Source organism: Flavobacterium bernardetii (assembly GCF_011305415.1).
In the GTDB taxonomy this organism is placed as follows: domain Bacteria; phylum Bacteroidota; class Bacteroidia; order Flavobacteriales; family Flavobacteriaceae; genus Flavobacterium; species Flavobacterium bernardetii.
The window spans coordinates 814,597-830,922 of the sequence record NZ_JAANOQ010000001.1; the positions used below are offsets into that span (position 1 = coordinate 814,597).

Here is a 16,326-nt window from a genome sequence, read left to right on the forward strand (position 1 = left end):
TTTTATAACTGTAAAGAACTAATCAAACCTAGTAATTTAGGATAATTTTAATACTTTATATTTCACTTTCATGATCGAAATAGCCTTTACTTTTTACTTTTGAAGAAAAGAAATTTAAAAATAAAACCACAAACGACAAGAAAAACATCGCCTGAATACTAACTAATACTTTTGCAAATGTAGTTATAGGATAAAAATCTCCATAACCAACTGAATTGGATGTAATTATGCTAAAATAAATTGGATCAAACCAACTTGTAAAAGGTTTGTTCATATTGTCTCCTAAAGTATATAAAACAGCAAAAGCGCAAACAATTTCCAGATAATTTAAAAACAAAAGCATCATAGAACGTTTATATGAACGTGGTCGAGATAACATGTCGGAAGCAAAAATTAAAGTTGGAATGTATAAAACCGTTTCTAACAAAACATAAACCATAATGTAAATTAGAATAGTATGTTCTTGCCAATGATTTTTTAAAATTAGCACAGGAAAAAACAATTTCAATAAAATATAAATATCCATAGCGATATCTTGATACTCGAAATTTCGTTTAGAAACCCAATATTTGATATAAACTCCAGGAAAAAGCAGTTGTGAAATCGATAAAAACAACCTGAATATTTTCTCAATTCCATTATCGTCTTGATGATCGTTATTCCAAATCGCTCTTATATTTAATATTCTTTTTTTAATGGGATTTACTTTTAATCGAGGTTTATCATTTTTTGTGATCTTTCCTAGTAGAAGTTGTCTTAAAAATCTTTTCATTTTTTTGGGTTTAATATCTTATAAACTCTTAATAATTATCAAATCATTATAGCGCTCAACATTTTTCAATACATTTTTAGAATAGTTTTCTCCTTCAAAATGGTTTAAATAATTTTGAATTTTATATTTTTTAGAAGCATCTAAAATCATCATATTAAAGATAATATAACCATTTATATTAAGTCTTTGTTTAATAGAATTAATAAATCTTTCTTCAAATAAAAATTCCGGCATTTCTGTATCTTTAAAAATATCGATAATGATTAAATCAAACTTATCCGTACTAGTTGCAACAAACTGTTCTGCATCGTCAATTATACATTTAAAATTAGTAACCTTATCTAAGTCGAAATATGAATTCGCAATTTCAATTATTTCAGGATCTAACTCCACACCAGTAATACTTTTTGTGAATTCAAAATCAGTAATTAGAGTTTTTACAACGCTTCCGCCAGCGACACCAAGCACCAAAACACTATTCATTTTACTTATTTCCGATTGACCAATCGTTAAAAGTCCTTTTTTTAGAACAGATTGTAAACTGCCGTAAGAATAATTCGTATTTTTAGTATTTAATAACGTTTTTCCATTATACAAGGTCACTTCTATGGACTTACTAATATTTGAAGATTTATTATAAACGGTGATAGGATAGAAGTAACTGAGTATTTTTTTAAACATCATGCTTTGATTTAAGTAAATATACTATATTTTTGTCATGCAAATTTATAAGAATGAAACAAATTATCTACAGATTTATATTTTTTACTTTAATGGGTTGGAAGGTAAAAGGCACTTTCGATACAAATATAAAAAAATGCATTATGATTGTCGTTCCACACACAAGTTGGTTCGATTTTTTTATTGGCGTTTTCTTTAGAGGAACTTATCCTGTAGAAATTAATTTTTTAGCTAAGAAAGAATTATTCAAATTTCCTTTAGGTGGTTATTTAAAATGGATGGGCGGAATTCCGTTAGACAGAAGTAAAACAGAAAACAAAGTTGATGCGATAGCAAGAATATTCGAAACTAAAGACGTATTACGACTTTCCTTATCTCCAGAAGGAACCAGAAAAAAAGTGACACAATGGAAATCGGGTTACTACTATATCGCTCAAAAAGCCAATCTTCCAATTATTCCTATTGGTTTTGATTATGCGAATAAACAAGTAATTGTTTTTGAACCATTTACCGTTACAAATGATTTTGAAAAAGATTCTAAATATTTAGAAAGCTTATTTAAAAATGTAAAAGGTAAGGTAGCTGAAAACAGTTTTATTTAGAGCAAAATTTTTTTAAAAAATAATCCCAGCTTGATTTATTTCAGGTTGGGATTTTTTTGTACGTATGTTTTAAAAGTTCCGTCTTTATAAAAAATTACAATTTGCTCAATATCAGAATTACTAATTAAAGAATTTATCGGAGTATTGAAAACTTCCGTATTTGAAAAATTTTTAGAACTATTTTCAAATACAGGATTTTTTTCATTTTCTGATATCGGCACATTATTCGAAAATAAATCTGGTGAATTTATTTCTTCTTCATTTTCGATTTTTGAAATAGGAGTAGTGTCAATTTTTTCAGAATTAGAATTTTCTCCTTTTGGAAAATTTCCTTTTCCATTTAACAGCCATAATAATTCTACTTCTGGAAAATTCTCTATAACTTTTAGAATAAAATCTAAACTAGGTTTATTTCTTCCTGATAATAGGTGAGAAATACTCGAACGTTGCACGTTGATTTTATCTGCAAATGAAGAAGCAGTTAGTCCATAATAATCAAAAATGGTTTCTAATCGTTTTACAAAATCGTCTGTATTTATCATGGTAATTTAAATTGTAAATTATGTTTACAAATGTAATAAAATAAATCACATAATGGCAAATTACAATTGTAAATATCCTTATAGTAACTCAAAAAAACATAAATAATAAGTTTATTTAAATACATACAACTACCTAATAATTATATATTTATGTTTAAACAATTAAACTTATTTACATTTGTCAATTTACCAAACTATTCTTCATTTATTATTGTTTACAATTGTTTACAACTAGTTCTGTTTATTAGTTTACAAATGTAAAACCAAATATATTTACATTTGTAACATGAAAGATAATTTACAATTAGCAACTGAATATTTATACAGTAATATATTAGGACGATATGTTACTATGAATCATATTAATCCTTTTTTAGAGACTTTACATTCTGGTTTTAAAATTTCTACTGTTGGATTTTCTGTCGAAAATAATCCTATAAAAGCTATTCAATTTGGTGAAGGAAAAACTAAAATTTTGGTTTGGTCACAAATGCATGGAAACGAATCGACAACAACAAAAGGCTTAATCGATTATTTAAACTATTTGAATTTAGATAAAAAGGAGTTTGAAAACATAACAAAAAACTACACCTTATATATACTACCAATTTTAAATCCGGATGGTGCGATTTTATATACACGTGAAAATGCGAATAAAGTCGACTTAAATCGAGATGCTTTAGATTGTTCACAACCGGAAAGCAAAATATTAAGAAAGATTTTAGAAGATTTCAACCCAGATTATTGTTTCAATTTACATGATCAGCGTACTATTTTTGGTTTGTTAGAATCGAAAAAACCAGCAACTATGTCTTTTTTAACAGCTTCGTACAATAATGAAAGAGAATTTAACGTTGTTAGAAAGAAAGCTGCCGAAGTTATTGTTGGAATAAATAATGAACTTCAAAAATTTATTCCTAATCAAGTGGGTAGATTTGATGATTCCTTTAATATAAACTGCACTGGTGACTATTTTACCAATAAAGGTTATCCTACAATTTTGTTTGAAGCGGGACATTATCACAATGATTATCAGAGAGATGTTGTAAGAAAATATGTTTTTATTTCCATAAAATCTGCGATTTCTTCTATAGTCGAAAACGTTATAGTAGAACCAAATTTTAACAAATATTTGCATATTTATCAAAATAACAAATGTTTTTATGATTTTATTTTCAAAAATGTCAAAATTATTGACAATAATGTAGAAAAAATCATTAAATTTGCAGCTCAATATAAGGAAGTTTTGAAGAATGACGAAATTGAGTTTATTCCTGAGATTATTCAAGTAGAGAATTTAGATGATTTTTATGCACATCAAACTATTGATTTTAAAAATGATTTATTTGAATTTGAAAATAGAAACTTTCCTAAAATTGGCGACACTATAAAAATTAGAATATAAAAAAGATTAAATATATTGATTATGAGTAAGTTTAGATTAGATGAAGTAGATCACCAAATTTTAGATATGTTAATTGACAATACTAGAATCCCGTTCACGGATATTGCCAAAAAACTATTAATATCTGCTGGTACGGTGCATGTTAGAGTTAAAAAAATGGAAGATGCAGGAATCATTCAAGGTTCTTCATTAACCTTAGATTATGAAAAATTAGGATATTCTTTTATTGCATACGTAGGTATCTTTTTACAAAGTACTTCTCAAACAAAATTTGTATTAGAAAGAATTAACGAAATACCATATGTAACTGTTGCTTCAGTAACGACTGGAAAATTTAATATTTTCTGTAAAATTAGAGCGAAAGATACAGCAAACGCAAAAGACATTATCTTCCAAATTGACGACATTGACGGAGTTTACAGAACAGAAACAATGATTTCATTAGAAGAAAGCATTAACGACAAAAAACGATTAATGCATACAATCTTCAAAGAATTGTAATATATTTAGGCTTTCATTTTTGAAAGCCTTTTTTTTTATATAACTATGATACATTTAAACCACAACGAATATTCAGAATATTACGGCTATTACATTTCATTAAATGCTACTGATAATTTAATTCTGAATTTAGAGCATCAATTAGAAGCTACGTGTGATTTTTTTAAATCAATTCCAGCTGATAAATTAGAATATCAATATGAAGTAGGGAAGTGGACACCAAAAGATATTTTGCAACACATTATTGATACAGAAAGAATATTCGCTTACAGAGCTTTAAGATTCGCTCGTTTCGATGCTATTAATCTTCCTGGCTATGAAGAAAATGATTATGCAGAAGTTGCCCATGCAAATAGCAGAACTATTGAAGATTTAATTGAAGAATATAAAATTGTAAAATTAGCAACGATTCATTTATTTAAAAGTTTTTCAGAAAAAATGCTTTTAAATGTTGGTCAGGCGAATAATGCACCTGCTTCTGTTAGAGCAATTGGTTTTATAATCTCTGGTCATGAAATACATCACATCAATATTATAAAAGTGAGATATTTGAAATAAAAAAATCCCGATTAAAATAATCGGGATTTTTTTATGTTTTAATCTTCGTCGTCTTCGTCATCATCATCTGAATCGTCACTGATTTTATTTCCATCAGCATCTTCTTCGTCATCTAACTCGATTTTTTCTTCTTTTTCATCTTCATCATCTCCATCATCGTCAATTTCTAACTCTTTTAAAGCATCTAAACTTTCCTCTGGTGCGAATAAATCATCATCTTCATCGAAGTTTTCAATTCTATCTGCCAACTTCATACTTACTTTTACCAAATAAATAGTGTCCTCCGTTTTTACTTCAACTGCTTCAATAGTCTCATTTTTAGCATTTTTGAAACGAATAATATCCGAATCATCATATCCGTCAGGAAACTTTTCAACTAGTAAGTTTAAAATCTCGTTTGTTAACTTTGCGTACTCTACAATTACTCTTTTCATTTGTTGCGTGCCTTAATCAATTTAAGTGTCAAATTTAGTATTGAAATATTAAAATTTAAATTTTTTTTAAACTTTTTTTTTTCTTATTACCAACCTAAGATGTAAGCAAATATTAGTGGTGTCACAATTGTAGCATCAGATTCTACAATAAATTTCGGTGTGTCAATATCTAATTTTCCCCAAGTAATTTTTTCATTTGGAACGGCACCAGAATACGAACCATAACTTGTAGTTGAATCTGAAATTTGACAGAAATAACTCCAAAATGGTACATCATGCATTTCCATATCTTGATATAACATTGGTACTACGCAAATTGGAAAATCTCCAGCGATACCACCACCAACTTGGAAGAAACCAATTCCTTTACCAGCGCAGTTTTCAGGATACCATTTTGACAACCACATCATGTATTCAATTCCGCTTTTTGTTGTTGACGGTTGAAGTTCTCCTTTAATACAGTATGATGCGAAAATATTACCCATTGTACTATCTTCCCAACCTGGTACAACAATTGGTAAGTTTTTTTCAGCTGCAGCAACCATCCAAGAATCTTTTGGATCAATTTCGTAGTATTGTTCTAAAACTCCAGAATTAATCATTTGGTACATGAATTCATGTGGAAAATATCTTTCTCCAGATTTGTCTGCTTTGTTCCAAATATCGAATAAATGTTGTTGTAAACGACGGAAAGCTTCTTCTTCAGGAATACAAGTATCTGTAACTCTATTAAAGTGATTGTCTAATAAATCTCTTTCTTCAGCTGGAGTTAAATCTCTATAATTTGGAATTCTTTTGTATGAATTATGAGCGACTAAGTTCATAATATCTTCTTCTAAATTCGCACCAGTACAAGAAATAATATGAATTTTATCTTGACGAATCATTTCAGCTAATGATTTCCCTAACTCAGCCGTACTCATCGCACCTGCTAAAGTTACCATCATTTTACCATTGTCTAATAAATGTTCTTCATATCCTTTAGCCGCATCAACTAAAGCCGCAGCGTTAAAATGTAAATAATGTTTCTCTACAAACTGACTTATTGGTCCTTTACTCATTGTATTATATATTTTCGTTCTTTTTTTTATTATATCCTAAAATGTCTAAAACTTGTTCGGCATTTTGTTGTTCAGAAAAAACTTCTGTTGCAAAAATTCCGTTTTTATCTTTATCAATCAAAATGTGTTTGGGTTGTGGTAAAATACAGTGACTTAATCCACCATATCCTCCAATTGTTTCTTGATACGCACCTGTGTTGAAAAACCCTATATATAATGGCTTTTCTTTATTATATTTTGGTAAATAAACCGCATTCATGTGTTGTTCCGAATTGTAATAGTCGTCACCATCGCAGGTTAATCCACCTAAAAGTACTCTTTCATAAACATCATTCCAACGATTCACCGCTAACATCACAAAACGTTTGTTAATAGCCCAAGTATCTGGTAATGTAGTAATAAACGATGAGTCAATCATGTTCCAATTTTCTCTATCGTTTTGTTTCTTTTGATATAAAACTTGGTATAAGGCACCACCAGCTTCACCAACGGTGAATGAACCAAATTCTGTAAAAATATGAGGTACATCAACTTCTGCTTCGTCACAAGCAATTTTGATTTGATTTAGAATTTCATCTACCATATATTGGTAATCGTATTCAAAAGCTAAAGAGTTTTTGATAGGGAAACCACCACCAATATTTAAACTATCTAAAGACGGACATTCCTTTTTTAAAGCGATATATACTTTTAAACATTTTACTAATTCGTTCCAGTAATAAGCTGTATCACGAATACCTGCGTTAATGAAAAAGTGAAGCATTTTAAGCTCAACCTTTTTATTATCAGCAATTTGTTTTCTGTAAAATGGCACAATATCTTTATAACCAATACCTAAACGAGACGTATAAAACTCAAATTTAGGTTCTTCTTCCGCAGCAATTCTAATTCCGATTTTAAATTTACCATCAATTTGTTCTTGAAGTAAATCTAATTCTTCATAATTATCAATTACTGGAATGGTGTTTTTATGACCGTTATTAATTAAACGAGCAATATTTGTAATATATTGATCACGTTTGAAACCGTTACAAACAATAAATGAATTTTTATTAATTTTACCTTGTTCCATTAAGTTTTCAACGATATTAATATCGAAAGCTGAAGACGTTTCAATATGAATATTGTTTTTTAAAGCTTCATTTAAAATGAATTCAAAATGCGAACTTTTTGTACAATAGCAATAGAAATATTTTGCTTCGTAACCATGTTTTTCCATCGAATTTCTGAACCACATTTTGGCTTTATTGATATTCTCAGAAATTTTAGGCAAGTAGGTAAACTTTAAAGGCGTTCCATATTGTTCAACCAATTTCATTAAATCAATGCCATGAAATTGCAAATTATCTTTATTTAAAGTAAATTCTTCTTGCGGAAAATAGAAAGTCTGGTTTATTAGATCGGAATATTTTGTATTCATTGAATAAATAAAAGTTTAATTGAAAAATCAGTACAAAAACAATTAGCAAAAGTAAAAATAATATTGCTAAAAATAGATGTAATTTAAAAAAAAATTAATTCTGTAAATAATCTTCAAACGCTAATAAAATCAACGAGTTATCTACAGTTTGATCAATTTTAATTTCGCCAATTTTATTTAGTAATGCAAATTGTACTTTTCCAAACTCATTTTTCTTGTCGAAAATTAATAAATCTATAATTTTTTGAATGTCAACATCGTTAAAATCAACCTTTTCAAAAACATCGGTAATGATGTATTTTATTTCGGCGTATTCTTCATTTGAAATCAGATTCAATTTTAAGGATAAAAAACTTTCTAAAATCATTCCAACCGCAATAGCTTCACCATGAAGTAATGCTTTTTTATCTTCAGATTCCAAGAAATAACTTTCAATAGCATGACCTAAAGTATGTCCGAAATTTAATGATTTTCGAATCCCATTTTCGGTTAAATCTTCAGAAACAATTTTATTTTTTATTTCAATTGATTCTTTAATTAGAACATCTAAATCATCAGTATTTAAATCATTTAAGTTTTTTAATTTATCCCAATATTTTTTATCGTAAATTAATCCATGTTTTAACATTTCAGCTAAACCAGAACGCATTTCGTTGGAAGGTAAAGTTTCTAAAAACTTAGTAATTACAACAACAGATTTTGGTTCTTTAATCACACCAATTTGGTTTTTTAAGTTTCCTAAATCGACACCGTTTTTACCACCAATTGAAGCATCAACCATTGACAATAAAGTAGTTGGGATATTTATAAAATCGATTCCTCTTTTAAAGGTACACGCTACGAAACCACCTAAATCAGTGATTACGCCACCGCCTAAATTTAGCATGATACTTTTTCTATCCGCACCTAATTCAATTAAAGTATGCCATAAATCAAGGCAAGTATAGATGTTTTTATTTTCTTCACCGACTTCAATTTCAATAATTTCTATATCAATTTCAGTTGGTAAATTTGACAAAAAATAAGGCAAACAATTTTCGTTCGTATTTTCATCAACTAAAACGAATATCTTGGAATAGGTTTCTGCTTTTAGAAGGTTTTCTAAATAAACAAAACTATCATCATTAAAATAAATAGAATAATTATTGGCTTGAATAGGATCCATAGATTTTTTTATAAATTCTTTGCAAAATAAATTAAAAAAAAGGAGAAATCATTACTTCAATAAGTATATTTGCATTCCTAAATTTTCATGTGACTTTTCAATTGTTTTTTTTTCTGACACATGTAATTCGTAAACAATAATAGTATTTACAATAAATTTAGATTAATACTCATTTCATACAATAAAATGGAAAAAATATTTAACAATACAGAAAACGCATTTTCGCTAAAATCTAACTCTGAATTAAACAGAGCACACTTTTTATTTCAAATGATTGGGAAGCCGTCATTAGTAAAAATCGGAACTTCATTAACAAATTTTGCTTTAAAATTTCATTTACCAGTAGAAGGTATAATTAGAAAAACCGTCTTTGATCATTTTTGTGGAGGCGTAAGTGAGCAAGATTGTTTAAAAGTGGTAGCAAATATGTATACCAAAGGTGTTTCTTCTGTTTTAGATTATTCTGTTGAAGGTAAAGAAGAAGAAGAGCAGTTTGACGCTTGTTTAAAAATGACATTGAAAACGATTGATTTTGCTAAAGAAAATAAAGCCATTCCATTTGCGGTTTTCAAACCAACTGGTTTAGGAAAAATTGATTTATACGAAAAAGTTGGTGCAAAATTACCTTTATCTTCAAGCGAACAAAATGAATGGAATAGAGTAGTGGCACGTTTTGAAAAAATTTGTCAATATGCTTTTGAAAATGATGTTCAGATTTTAATTGATGGTGAAGAAACTTGGATGCAAGATGCTGCTGATGATTTAGTAGAGAAAATGATGGAGAAATTCAATACGAAAAAAGCATTGATTTTTAACACCTTACAATTATATCGTTGGGATAGAGTTCCTTATTTAAAAGCTTTACATACAAGAGCAAAAGAAAAAGGGTATCACATTGGAATGAAGTTAGTTCGTGGTGCTTACATGGAAAAAGAAGCGAAACGTGCTGAAGAGAAAGGTTACAAAAATCCTATTTGCGAAAGCAAAGAAGCTACTGATGCTAATTTCAATGCTGGATTATCATATATGTTAGACAATATTAATGAAATGGCTGTTTTTGCTGGAACTCATAATGAAGAAAGTTCGTACTTATTAATGGACTTAATGCAACAAAAAGGGATTTCTAAAAATGATTCCCGAATTTGGTTCGGACAATTGTATGGAATGAGTGATAACATCAGTTATAACTTGGCTGCAAACGAATATAATGTGGCAAAATATTTGCCTTTTGGACCAGTTAGAGACGTTATGCCATACTTAATTAGACGTGCTCAGGAAAATACATCAGTTGCAGGACAAACAGGTAGAGAATTAACCTTAATAATTACCGAAAGAAATAGAAGAAAATTGAAATAGTTCGTGTTTTATTATTAATACTATTTAATTTAAAATAAGGCCTACATTTATAAAAACCCGTCTAGTTTTGGAACTAGACGGGATTTTTTATGAAATAAATTTTCTTTTGACTTCTTCTGTTGGCATCATACAACTTTCTTTTTTACCATACCAATTGTATCTGTTTTTCGCAATTATATCGTAAAAAATATTTTTAATACTTGTTGGAATAAAATTGAAAAACAACAGTAATCGAACTGATGAAGATAAGTGTTTTATAATTCTAAAAACGGCTTCCGACTTAATAAAATAAGCATAACCAGGTTCGTATAAAATAATACTGTCAATAGAAGAATCAATTCCTAAATACTTGATGATTTTTTGTCCGGTTTCGCTTTGTAATGCCACAAATCTGAAAACATCTTGTTTGTCATTCTTTATAATAAAATTAATTTTATCATTACAATAATTACAAACTCCGTCAAAAAGAATTATTTTTTTATCTTTTGGTAAACTATCTATTTCCATTTAATTATTTGTTAATATTTGAACCTGACTTTTTAATCTTTCCATTAACATAGTCATCATTCGTTTATTTAAATTGGAAGAATTCTTGATGTAATCTAAATATTCTTCTACACTAAACAAAGCGATAATCATTCCTTTTAATGAATTTCTGAACTTGATATCTTTCTGAATAACATTTTCTATATACTTTTCCTTTTTATCTGGAGAAAGCTCAAAAAAGGTATTCTTTTGTTTGACAGCGTAATTCTTAAAAACCTCAATTAATAAATCGTTTTGCAATTTAAGAATTGGTCGAAGTGTATTATTTTGAAAATATTCCTCACTTAATGATTCTACATTTTCATCTCCAAACTTTACAGTTTTAAGTGGCAAAAGAAATTGGCTACGTTCTATCATTTTTTATTTTAAATTTACAAAAAAAACTCTCATGTCTAAATATGTATCTAAAATTTTTGTAACAGTTGATGTATTAGTTATTAACAAAATATCAAACGAAATCTTATTAATCAAACGTTTGAACGAACCTTTTAAAGATTGTTGGGCTTTACCTGGCGGATTTGTTGATGAAAATGAAGATTTAGAACAAGCGGCTAGGAGAGAGCTCTTTGAAGAAACTAATATTGAAACAAATGAAATGATTCAAATAGGCGCTTTCGGAACTCCAAATCGTGATCCGCGCGGACATATGATTTCTATTGCTTATCAAACCTATTTAATTGACAATCAAATTGTAAAAGCTAAAGATGATGCGAAAGAAACAAAATGGTTTTCCATAAACGATTTACCAGAATTAGCTTTTGATCATTTAGAAATAATCAACTCAATTTTATAAAATTGAGTTGATTATTCTGTATCTATTATATCTAACAAATTTAACTTATCGGACTTAACATGTTGTACTTCAAACAATTCTAAATCGAAATACGGAATAGAAGCAATGATATGATCGAAAATATCGGCCATAATATATTCGTAGTTTTCCCATTTTTTATCTTTACTAAAACAATAAATTTCTAATGGAATTCCTTTTTCTGTAGGTTGTAAATGTCTAACCATCAATTGCATATCTTTATTTATGCCAGGATGTGTTTCAATATATTTTTGAATGTATTTTCTGAAAAGCCCTAAATTGGTGATATTTCTACCATTTACATTTAATGATTTATCAATGTTATTCGCAATATTAAATTTATCAATATCAGCTTTACGTTTTTCAATATAACTCGCTACAAATTGAATGCGTTTGAACGATTCTAATTCCTCATTCGTAATAAATCTTACTGTTGCGCCTTTTATTAAAATGTGTCTTTTAATTCGTCTTCCGTCAGAATTTATCATGCCTCGCCAGTTTCTAAAACTATCCGAAATTAGACTATAAGTTGGAATAGTGGAAGTCGTGTTATCAAAATTTCGAACTTTTACTGTAGCCAAATTAATTTCTTCTACTTCTCCATCAGCGCCAAATTTGTCAACTGTAATCCAATCACCAATACGAACCATATCGTTCACAGTTACCTGAATACTTGCCACAAATCCTAAAATCGTATCTCTAAAAACTAAGATAATTAAAGCTGAAATAGACCCAAAAGCCGTTAATAAAACGTTCTTTTTCGTATCAAAAAGTAATAAAACAATAGAAATTAAAGCATAAATCCATAACACGATCATAATTACCTGAATGTAACTATCAATAGGTTTGTCGTTATATTTTGGTAAGCTTTTTAAATAATCTTTAAGAGAATTAAATATACTTCGAACAATAAAAAGTGATAAAACGATAATGAAAATCTTGACACTTTTTCCGAACAAATTTTCCCAATACACAAAATCATCTAAAACTATTGGAATTTTTTTACTGATGTAATATAATGGAACTAAATGCGCAATATATTTTGCGGTTTTATTAGCGACTAAAAAATCGTCAAACGTTGATTTTGTATACGTTGCAACAACTGCCAAACCAATTATCAATACTTTTTTAGCCAAATAATCAATAGCATAAGCCAATAACATCAATACAAAGAGATTGATGAACAAATTTATATACAAAGTAAAATCTGCACCAAAATCATTTTTTTTTAATAAAGGTTCTGCTAGGTCGAAAACTTTCATATTTTCAAATAGTTTTTATTTTTTTTGAATATCGAAATTTTAGCTAAGATATTTTTTATCCACCCAAAAAGTTCCAAAAGGAATTAATGAAGCTAATAATATAATGGCGAAATTTTTAAGATTCCAATTTTTTTCTTCTTTAAGCAAAAACGCTAAAATTATGTATAAGATAAATAAAATTCCGTGAGCCATTCCGAAAGGCTTCAAAATCATTTTATAAGTTTCAAAATAGTTTGGTTTTAAAACCAACATATTAAAAATTAAAATTAAATACGAAATTCCTTCAAGTAGTGCGATTCTTTTAAACCAGTTAAACATATTATGTGTAAATTTATATTTTATACAAAACTAAATAATGTTTAGCAATTAACGCAGTATTTATGATAATTTTAAAATATTATATTTGAACTATAATATACATTATGTAAAATAAGAAGTACTGCAAATATTGTTCATATTAAATTATTTCCCTTCGGTTTAAAAAATAAATATGTAATTTTATTTTAAAATTGCATAGATGAAAATTATTAAAAGTAAAATCAACAATCAAAATATTATAGTTATTATAAATGAAAAGGGATTTCTAAATATTTAATTTAAAATTAAACATACTTATCCGCAAAACTATTACATTTGAATTTTAAAAATAAAAACCGAAATGAGTGATTTTTTAATAGGTATTGGTAAACGAATTAAAGACATTAGAAAAAAAAACAATTTAACTATTAACGAATTAGCCAATAAAGCTAGTGTTAGTAATGGTTTAATTTCTAGGATTGAAAATGGAAGAACAATTCCATCATTACCTGTTTTATTAGAATTAATTCAATCATTAGAAATAGATGCTAGTTATTTTTTTCAAGGTGTCGAAAAAAAATCAAATACTAAATACATTCATATACCTAAAGAAAACCAACAAATTTTAGAAAAAGAAGTTGAAGCTGAAGGATTTAGTTATTTACATATATTCAATAAAAGTTTAAATGCTATTGGTTTTGAAGCCGTTTTATTAACAATTGCACCAGGATCAAAACGAGATAAAGTTATAACAGATGCTTGGGAATTTAAGTACATTTTAGATGGTGAAGTTACCTACATAATTGATAATGAACAAGTAGAATTAAAAGAAGGTGATTCACTTTATTTTAATGGAAAATTTCCTCACGTTCCTATTAACAATTCTGAAAAAAAATGTACAATGTTAGTACTTTACTTCTATTCTGATAAAAATTAAACCATAAAAAAAAGGTCGGCTCAAAATAATTGAACCGACATTTTAATTTTATTTTATCTTTTTTATTTCTTTAAAAACTTTTTTGTGTACACTCGGTTTCCATCCTTAATTTCAAGAATATACATGCCTTGATTCAAATGAGATACGTTTAATTGCCATTCAAAACTTGATGAATTGCTTGAATTACTGTCATTTAAAATAACTTTTCCATTTATATCTAAAATACGATAAAGTATTTTTTCCGATGTAGATGAAAATTTGATCTGAATTAAATCATTGGCTGGATTTGGACTAATATAAAATTGACTGTTTTTATTATCATAGCTATCTTGATTTAAAGTTGTACAACTCGGTACTCTACTTACACCATCTAAATTCCAAGAAGTCTGAACAGGAATACATAACCAATCAAGAGCCGCAATGGCATTATCAGTTTGTCGTGTTGTAGCTAAATAATCATAAATTGATAATGCAACATTTACATCTGAATATCTTGCTACAGCTCCAGTAATAGTTGCATTATTTGCATTAATACTACTATCAAGTAAAGAAGTTCCAGTAGTTTCATTACAAGTCCAGTTAGCAACTAATTGATTATAATTTGGATGTGAAGCTGTAATAGGTTGAGTTGCCCAATTAATTAAGACATTATTTGGGATAACCGAATTCCAAACTCTTATATCTTTATAAATTCCAGAAAACTTAAAATTATAAGTTGTTGTACCATCTTGATTAATAATGAATGGTAAACCACTATTTATATCATTAATATTAACCATATTAAGAAAACCAACTACCACTCCATTTTCGTATACAGTCATTAATCCGTCTCTGTCAAATGATGCGGCAATATGCATCCATTCATTAATTACTAATTTTCCACCTTTAATATCTTTTCTATCTGTTCCGTCTCCAATATTAAACTTCCAAAACCCTCCGTTTAGAGCAGAAAACACAAAACCCTTATTCGTTCCACTATTCCAATTTTTATTACCTAGCATAGGAGCATCAGCTGTATAGCTTGTTGGTTTTACCCAAAATTCAATTGTAAAATCTTGGTTTGAACCAAAATTAAAAGGCGTTTGATTAATTGGTGAAGCATAAGCACTAGCGTTTAAATTTGTTGTATTTATAGTTTGATTACTAGTAACTATAGATTTTGTTAAAACGGTTGGTGTAAGAAGTGGACTCGAAAAAATGGTAAAAATATCTCTTTCGGTTAATTCTCCACCTCCATGTCCGTTTGCTAAAGTTCCGCCATGATCAGTAGTTACAATAATTAGCCAATCTTCATTTGCATAAGTAGGTCTATTTTGTAAAGCTGTTAAAATTTCACCGATATAAGCATCAGTGGCTTCAATAGCTTGTAAATAAGATGGAACCGTTGGAGAAAAACCAGCGGCATGACCAGCATGATCAACATCATCAAAAGCAACAAATAATAAATCTGGATTATCACTTGTTAATGCATTTACTGAAGTTTGTTTAACCGCTAAATCTGTAGTAACCGTGTTTTTAACATCACACGCTCCTATTATTGTACTATTAATTGGAGCCCAATGCACGTTAGAAATTGTTCTTAAAGCTGGATTAATTGCTTCAATTCGGGAAATAATTGATGGATAACTTACAAAGTCAGCACCTGTAAAAGAATTTGTGAAAGCTTTATGTTTATTATTCCAAACTCCTGTTAACATACTACTCCATCCGTTAGCACTCAAGGTTTCATAGGTACATAAAGCATCATCACTTCTAATAGATTGTGCTTTTAACAAATCGATATTTGGTGTATTAGCCAATTCTAATGCATCTGGTCGGCAACCATCAATACCAATAAATAAAACTTTCTTTGTTTGAGCTACACACAATGTACTCAAAAAGACAAATAAAAATAATTTTGTTTTCATGATTTTTTATATTTCTAAATTTATATTATTTGTAAAATTATATAATATTTATTTACTATTTGTAAACTT

The 16,326-nt window shown here is 28.2% G+C and carries 19 protein-coding genes; 7 read left to right on the plus strand and 12 right to left on the minus strand.

The features are described 5' to 3' along the window. Positions 1–55: 55 nt before the first annotated feature. Together G6N05_RS03965 and G6N05_RS03970 are read right to left on the minus strand one after the other, a co-directional pair. Complete coding sequence (locus G6N05_RS03965; RefSeq protein WP_166125250.1) at positions 56–772, minus strand: potassium channel family protein; 717 nt, start codon at positions 770–772, stop codon at positions 56–58. A gap of 18 nt (positions 773–790) precedes the next feature. Further along, positions 791–1,456, minus strand: coding sequence for a spermidine synthase (locus tag G6N05_RS03970; RefSeq protein ID WP_225875122.1), 666 nt, complete (start codon positions 1,454–1,456; stop codon positions 791–793). Between the two features lie 50 nt (positions 1,457–1,506). On the opposite strand from G6N05_RS03970, the gene G6N05_RS03975 reads away from it, so the two are divergent. Then, positions 1,507–2,055, plus strand: a complete 549-nt coding sequence (locus tag G6N05_RS03975) for a 1-acyl-sn-glycerol-3-phosphate acyltransferase (RefSeq protein ID WP_166125251.1) — start codon at positions 1,507–1,509, stop codon at positions 2,053–2,055. Between the two features lie 35 nt (positions 2,056–2,090). Here G6N05_RS03975 and G6N05_RS03980 read toward each other — a convergent pair whose 3' ends face one another. Continuing rightward, on the minus strand, positions 2,091–2,597 hold the full coding sequence (locus G6N05_RS03980; protein WP_166125252.1) for a helix-turn-helix domain-containing protein: 507 nt from the start codon (positions 2,595–2,597) through the stop codon (positions 2,091–2,093). Between the two features lie 286 nt (positions 2,598–2,883). Here G6N05_RS03980 and G6N05_RS03985 point away from each other — a divergent pair, with 286 nt between their 5' ends. Genes G6N05_RS03985 through G6N05_RS03995 form a run of 3 tightly spaced genes read left to right on the plus strand, consistent with a single transcriptional unit; the run spans position 2,884 to position 5,061 of the window. Further along, a complete protein-coding gene (locus G6N05_RS03985; protein ID WP_166125253.1) occupies positions 2,884–4,002 on the plus strand; it encodes a M14 family metallopeptidase in 1,119 nt (372 codons plus the stop codon). Between the two features lie 21 nt (positions 4,003–4,023). Further along, positions 4,024–4,503, plus strand: coding sequence for an Lrp/AsnC family transcriptional regulator (locus G6N05_RS03990; RefSeq protein WP_091313834.1), 480 nt, complete (start codon positions 4,024–4,026; stop codon positions 4,501–4,503). 45 nt (positions 4,504–4,548) lie between these two features. Then, positions 4,549–5,061: a DinB family protein gene (locus G6N05_RS03995; protein WP_166125254.1), complete on the plus strand. Its 513-nt coding sequence runs from the start codon at positions 4,549–4,551 to the stop codon at positions 5,059–5,061. Positions 5,062–5,099: 38 nt separating this feature from the next. Here the strand turns inward: G6N05_RS03995 and G6N05_RS04000 are convergent, their stop codons facing one another. From G6N05_RS04000 to aroB, 4 genes are all read right to left on the minus strand, one after another. Further along, positions 5,100–5,495, minus strand: a complete 396-nt coding sequence (locus G6N05_RS04000) for a DNA primase (protein ID WP_166125255.1) — start codon at positions 5,493–5,495, stop codon at positions 5,100–5,102. Between the two features lie 86 nt (positions 5,496–5,581). After that, on the minus strand, positions 5,582–6,556 hold the full coding sequence (locus G6N05_RS04005; RefSeq protein WP_166125256.1) for a deoxyhypusine synthase family protein: 975 nt from the start codon (positions 6,554–6,556) through the stop codon (positions 5,582–5,584). A gap of 4 nt (positions 6,557–6,560) precedes the next feature. Next, positions 6,561–7,976, minus strand: a complete 1,416-nt coding sequence (locus G6N05_RS04010) for a type III PLP-dependent enzyme domain-containing protein (RefSeq protein WP_166125257.1) — start codon at positions 7,974–7,976, stop codon at positions 6,561–6,563. Between the two features lie 94 nt (positions 7,977–8,070). Beyond that, positions 8,071–9,141, minus strand: coding sequence for a 3-dehydroquinate synthase (gene aroB / locus G6N05_RS04015; RefSeq protein WP_166125258.1), 1,071 nt, complete (start codon positions 9,139–9,141; stop codon positions 8,071–8,073). Between the two features lie 186 nt (positions 9,142–9,327). Here aroB and G6N05_RS04020 point away from each other — a divergent pair, with 186 nt between their 5' ends. Beyond that, positions 9,328–10,497: a proline dehydrogenase family protein gene (locus G6N05_RS04020; RefSeq protein WP_166125259.1), complete on the plus strand. Its 1,170-nt coding sequence runs from the start codon at positions 9,328–9,330 to the stop codon at positions 10,495–10,497. Between the two features lie 87 nt (positions 10,498–10,584). Here the strand turns inward: G6N05_RS04020 and G6N05_RS04025 are convergent, their stop codons facing one another. Beyond that, positions 10,585–10,998 (minus strand): thiol-disulfide oxidoreductase DCC family protein, encoded by a 414-nt coding sequence (locus G6N05_RS04025; RefSeq protein WP_166125442.1) that lies wholly within the window; start codon positions 10,996–10,998, stop codon positions 10,585–10,587. Positions 10,999–11,004: 6 nt separating this feature from the next. Then, the gene (locus tag G6N05_RS04030) at positions 11,005–11,400 is read right to left on the minus strand and encodes a glyoxalase (protein ID WP_166125260.1); all 396 of its coding nucleotides are present in this window, start codon (positions 11,398–11,400) and stop codon (positions 11,005–11,007) included. 31 nt (positions 11,401–11,431) lie between these two features. Here G6N05_RS04030 and G6N05_RS04035 point away from each other — a divergent pair, with 31 nt between their 5' ends. Further along, positions 11,432–11,836, plus strand: a complete 405-nt coding sequence (locus G6N05_RS04035) for an NUDIX domain-containing protein (RefSeq protein WP_166125261.1) — start codon at positions 11,432–11,434, stop codon at positions 11,834–11,836. 11 nt (positions 11,837–11,847) lie between these two features. Here the strand turns inward: G6N05_RS04035 and G6N05_RS04040 are convergent, their stop codons facing one another. Both G6N05_RS04040 and G6N05_RS04045 read right to left on the minus strand, forming a co-directional pair. Then, positions 11,848–13,116: a mechanosensitive ion channel family protein gene (locus tag G6N05_RS04040; RefSeq protein ID WP_166125262.1), complete on the minus strand. Its 1,269-nt coding sequence runs from the start codon at positions 13,114–13,116 to the stop codon at positions 11,848–11,850. 39 nt (positions 13,117–13,155) lie between these two features. Next, positions 13,156–13,434 carry a DUF3817 domain-containing protein gene (locus tag G6N05_RS04045; protein ID WP_166125263.1) on the minus strand — a complete coding sequence of 93 codons (279 nt, stop codon included), beginning with the start codon at positions 13,432–13,434 and terminating at the stop codon, positions 13,156–13,158. Positions 13,435–13,774: 340 nt separating this feature from the next. On the opposite strand from G6N05_RS04045, the gene G6N05_RS04050 reads away from it, so the two are divergent. Beyond that, positions 13,775–14,350, plus strand: coding sequence for a helix-turn-helix domain-containing protein (locus G6N05_RS04050; protein WP_166125264.1), 576 nt, complete (start codon positions 13,775–13,777; stop codon positions 14,348–14,350). A gap of 62 nt (positions 14,351–14,412) precedes the next feature. Here G6N05_RS04050 and G6N05_RS04055 read toward each other — a convergent pair whose 3' ends face one another. Further along, the gene (locus tag G6N05_RS04055; protein ID WP_166125265.1) at positions 14,413–16,257 is read right to left on the minus strand and encodes an alkaline phosphatase family protein; all 1,845 of its coding nucleotides are present in this window, start codon (positions 16,255–16,257) and stop codon (positions 14,413–14,415) included. Positions 16,258–16,326 lie beyond the last annotated feature (69 nt).

Coding starts and splice junctions, on each gene's coding strand:
- G6N05_RS03965 (WP_166125250.1), bottom strand. CDS start 772: ATGAAAAGATTTTTAAGACAACTTCTACTAGGAAAGATCACAAAAAAT.
- G6N05_RS03970 (WP_225875122.1), bottom strand. CDS start 1,456: ATGATGTTTAAAAAAATACTCAGTTACTTCTATCCTATCACCGTTTAT.
- G6N05_RS03975 (WP_166125251.1), top strand. CDS start 1,507: ATGAAACAAATTATCTACAGATTTATATTTTTTACTTTAATGGGTTGG.
- G6N05_RS03980 (WP_166125252.1), bottom strand. CDS start 2,597: ATGATAAATACAGACGATTTTGTAAAACGATTAGAAACCATTTTTGAT.
- G6N05_RS03985 (WP_166125253.1), top strand. CDS start 2,884: ATGAAAGATAATTTACAATTAGCAACTGAATATTTATACAGTAATATA.
- G6N05_RS03990 (WP_091313834.1), top strand. CDS start 4,024: ATGAGTAAGTTTAGATTAGATGAAGTAGATCACCAAATTTTAGATATG.
- G6N05_RS03995 (WP_166125254.1), top strand. CDS start 4,549: ATGATACATTTAAACCACAACGAATATTCAGAATATTACGGCTATTAC.
- G6N05_RS04000 (WP_166125255.1), bottom strand. CDS start 5,495: ATGAAAAGAGTAATTGTAGAGTACGCAAAGTTAACAAACGAGATTTTA.
- G6N05_RS04005 (WP_166125256.1), bottom strand. CDS start 6,556: ATGAGTAAAGGACCAATAAGTCAGTTTGTAGAGAAACATTATTTACAT.
- G6N05_RS04010 (WP_166125257.1), bottom strand. CDS start 7,976: ATGAATACAAAATATTCCGATCTAATAAACCAGACTTTCTATTTTCCG.
- aroB (WP_166125258.1), bottom strand. CDS start 9,141: ATGGATCCTATTCAAGCCAATAATTATTCTATTTATTTTAATGATGAT.
- G6N05_RS04020 (WP_166125259.1), top strand. CDS start 9,328: ATGGAAAAAATATTTAACAATACAGAAAACGCATTTTCGCTAAAATCT.
- G6N05_RS04030 (WP_166125260.1), bottom strand. CDS start 11,400: ATGATAGAACGTAGCCAATTTCTTTTGCCACTTAAAACTGTAAAGTTT.
- G6N05_RS04035 (WP_166125261.1), top strand. CDS start 11,432: ATGTCTAAATATGTATCTAAAATTTTTGTAACAGTTGATGTATTAGTT.
- G6N05_RS04040 (WP_166125262.1), bottom strand. CDS start 13,116: ATGAAAGTTTTCGACCTAGCAGAACCTTTATTAAAAAAAAATGATTTT.
- G6N05_RS04045 (WP_166125263.1), bottom strand. CDS start 13,434: ATGTTTAACTGGTTTAAAAGAATCGCACTACTTGAAGGAATTTCGTAT.
- G6N05_RS04050 (WP_166125264.1), top strand. CDS start 13,775: ATGAGTGATTTTTTAATAGGTATTGGTAAACGAATTAAAGACATTAGA.
- G6N05_RS04055 (WP_166125265.1), bottom strand. CDS start 16,257: ATGAAAACAAAATTATTTTTATTTGTCTTTTTGAGTACATTGTGTGTA.